The following is a 3,131-nucleotide window of genomic DNA, read 5'->3' as shown; positions in this document are numbered from 1 at the left end:
GTGGTGAGAAATGCCCTGTGCTGATTGGTGCTCTCAAGGCGCCAATCAGGGAAGGAGGCAGGGGCATCTCTGAGCCGGCGCCCACCTCTACTGGCGCACTCCGTCGTCAGCAACCGACCACCGCCGGTGGGGGCATCTGCGATGCATTCGCGAGGCTGATGTGCCCGCGCCGAGCGATGCCGGGTGCGCCGAACGCGACTGGCGGGTGTACCGGGCCTGGGACTGTGATGGGGGTGCCGACGTCCGGTCGCCCCCATCGCGGCGCATGCCCGGCCTTTACTGACGTTTCCTGGTGGAGTTCGAGTCGCTGCGCCAGATCACGGTCGAAGATCACCACGGCAAGAGTCGTAAACCGATCGGTTTTCAATGGGTCGGGATTGAGTTAACCTCGCAACATGACCACTGAAGCGAAGTCAAGCTCCCGAGGGAGACTGCTGGAGGCGGCGGCCACACTCACCTACCGAGACGGCGTCAATATCGGCGTCGACGCGCTGTGCAAGGCGGCGGGGGTGTCGAAGCGCTCCATGTACCAGCTGTTCGAGAGTAAAGACGAACTGCTGGCGGCGAGCCTGGAAGAGCAGGCCGCCTCCTACGTGGCGACGCTCGTTCCCGCAGCGGACGACAACCGTCCACCTCGTGAGCGGATCCTGTACGTCTTCGAGCAGGCGGAATCGCAGGCGGCTGCGCCCGACTTCCAGGGCTGCCGGTACCTCGCCGCGCAGATCGAGCTCAAGGACCAGAGTCACCCCGCGAGCCGGGTGGCCCGCCGGGTCAAGGGGACGCTGACCGCCTTCTTTCGCGCCGAGGCCGAGCGGGGCGGGGCGAGTGACCCGGACCTGCTGGCCCGGCAGCTCAGCCTGGTCTTCGACGGCGCGAGCGCTCGCGCGGGAATAAAGGCCGACACGGCGGCAGGGCTTGTCGCCCCCACGGTGATCACGCTGCTCGATGCGGCGGACATGCGCTGACGTACCACGCTTACGGATGCTCTCTGTGTCGGAGGTGCCTGTCGCCGGTGCCGCCTGCCTCCGGCTACATGCCCGACCGGTGCGGATCCTTCAGGGCCCTGCCTGGTCGGCTTTCGCCGAGCGGTAAGAGAGTCCGTCCTCGACTTGCACCTAGAAACCGATCGGTTTATGGTGGTGAAACTGATCGGTTTCCCGTTGTGGGGGCAGGTCTCGCGACGAGACACGAGGAGCGCCGGATGACGACCACCGCGCAGGACGCCGAGGGGCGGCCGGCGAAACCGCGGCTTCCGGCGAAGCTGGCCGCCCACCCGTCGGTGCAGGCCGTACTCACCCGGCGCGCAACCGGAGACGCGGTCGACCCGCCACCGGTAATCGAGGCGGAGTGGCTGCGAGAGTTGTGTCTGGCGGCCGGTGCGGACGACGTCGCCGCCGTCAGCCTGGACCACCCCGACCTGGCCGGTGAGCGTGAGTACGCGCAGTCCGCGCTGCCCGGCACCCGCACCCTGATCGCGATGGCGGTCCGGATGAACCGCGACAACTGCCGCTCCCCGGCGCGCAGTGTGGCCAACCAGGAGTTCCACCAGACCGACGAAGAGGCCAACCACGCCGCCCGCACGGTCACCCGGGCGCTGCAGGATGCCGGATACCGTGCGCTCAATCCGTCGGTCGGCTTCCCTCAGGAGATGGACCGCTTCCCCCGTGAGCGGATCTGGGTGGTGGCGCACAAGACAGTGGCGGTGGCCGCGGGGCTCGGTGTGATGGGTCTGCACCGCAACGTCATCCACCCGAAGTTCGGCAGCTTCGTCCTGCTGGTCACGGTCCTGGTGGATGCCGAGGTGAGCGAGTACGGGCAGGCGCTGGACTACAACCCGTGCATCGACTGCAAGTTGTGCGTCGCCGCCTGCCCGGTCGGCGCCATCCACAAGGACGGCGAGTTCGACGGTCTGGCCTGCACCACGCACAACTACCGCGAGTTCATGAGCGGGTTCACCGACTGGGCGCAGACCGTGGCCGACAGCGAGGACGCCGCCGACTACCGTTCCCGGGTCAGTGATTCCGAGAGTGCCTCCATGTGGCAGAGCCTGTCCTCTCCGCCCGGCTACAAGTCCGGTTACTGCGTCGCGGTCTGCCCCGCCGGCGAGGACGTCCTCGGCCCGTACCTGGACGACCGCAAGACGTTCATGGACACCGTGCTGCGGCCGCTCCAGGAGAAGCAGGAGACCTTGTACGTCCTGCCGGGCTCTCACGCGCAGGAGTACGCCCGACGCCGCTTCCCTCACAAGCCCGTCAAAGAAGTCACCGGCGGCTGGCAGCCTCCGGCGAAGCGATCCGCGTTCCCCGATCGAGAGACACCTACGTCATGAGTGGCATTCACCCCTTCCGTGTCCTGCGTGCCAAGCCGCTGTGGCTTACCAACGGCCTCGTCACGGGCGTGCTCGCGCTGCTGTTCGCCGTGTTCTACGTCGGCGCGAACATCGACCCGGCCGGCCACATGAAGGAGCTGCCGGTCGGCCTGGTCAATGCCGACAAGGGGGCCTCTGTCGGAGGCAAGCAGGTCGACCTCGGGGCTCGGATCACCGAGTCGATCAAGACGTCAACCGTCGGCGGGGACAAGATCGACTGGAAGGTGATGGACAAGCGGGAGATGAAGGAGGAACTGGGCAAGGGCAAGCTGTTCGGCGCGCTCGTCGTGCCTGCGGACTTCACCTCCTCCGCCATGGCGCTGACCGCCACCGCGCCCGCCGGGATCCCGGCTCGGCCGACGCTGACCGTGCTGACCAACCAGTCCGCCGGCAGCCTGGGCTCCGGCCTGGCCCGGACGGCGACGACCCAGGCGGCCGAGAGCGCCTCGCTCCGGCTCGGCAGGCAACTGACCGCGCAGACCGGCTCCCAGCAGGCGAAGCTGCCTGCCGCAGCACGCGTCCTGCTCGCCGACCCGGCCGCCGTCACGGTCGAGGACGGCCATCCGCTCGACTCGCACAGCGGCCTGGGCCTCACGGCGTTCTACTATGCGCTCACCCTGGTGGTCGTCGGCATGCTCTCCGCCAATGTCATCAGCGGCCAGGTGGACCACGCCCTCGGCTACACCCATAACGACATGGGCCCGCCAGACCGCCTCGGGCCAGCTGGCGAGTTCGGCCATGTTGCGCGCGTCGGCCGGATGGC

At 68.1% G+C, this 3,131-nt stretch carries 3 protein-coding genes; all 3 read left to right on the top strand.

The window, feature by feature from the left end; all coding sequences use genetic code 11:
- The first annotated feature begins 395 nt into the window (after positions 1 to 395).
- Positions 396 to 965: a TetR/AcrR family transcriptional regulator gene (locus ABZ646_RS43685; RefSeq protein WP_360532526.1), complete on the top strand. Its 570-nt coding sequence runs from the start codon at positions 396 to 398 to the stop codon at positions 963 to 965.
- A 236-nt stretch (positions 966 to 1,201) separates the two neighbouring features.
- A complete protein-coding gene (locus ABZ646_RS43680; protein ID WP_360532523.1) occupies positions 1,202 to 2,329 on the top strand; it encodes a 4Fe-4S binding protein in 1,128 nt (375 codons plus the stop codon).
- Positions 2,326 to 3,131: DUF3533 domain-containing protein (locus ABZ646_RS43675; RefSeq protein WP_360532520.1), on the top strand; the 806-nt coding region annotated here is incomplete at its 3' end. The genes ABZ646_RS43680 and ABZ646_RS43675, both read left to right, overlap by 4 nt.

Origin of the sequence: Streptomyces sp. NPDC007162, from assembly GCF_040634175.1 — a bacterium.
GTDB lineage: Bacteria > Actinomycetota > Actinomycetes > Streptomycetales > Streptomycetaceae > Streptomyces.
The sequence above is the reverse complement of the archived record's forward strand: the minus strand, read 5'-3'. Positions and strand labels throughout refer to the sequence as shown.

Coding starts and splice junctions, on each gene's coding strand:
- ABZ646_RS43685 (WP_360532526.1), top strand. CDS start 396: ATGACCACTGAAGCGAAGTCAAGCTCCCGAGGGAGACTGCTGGAGGCG.
- ABZ646_RS43680 (WP_360532523.1), top strand. CDS start 1,202: ATGACGACCACCGCGCAGGACGCCGAGGGGCGGCCGGCGAAACCGCGG.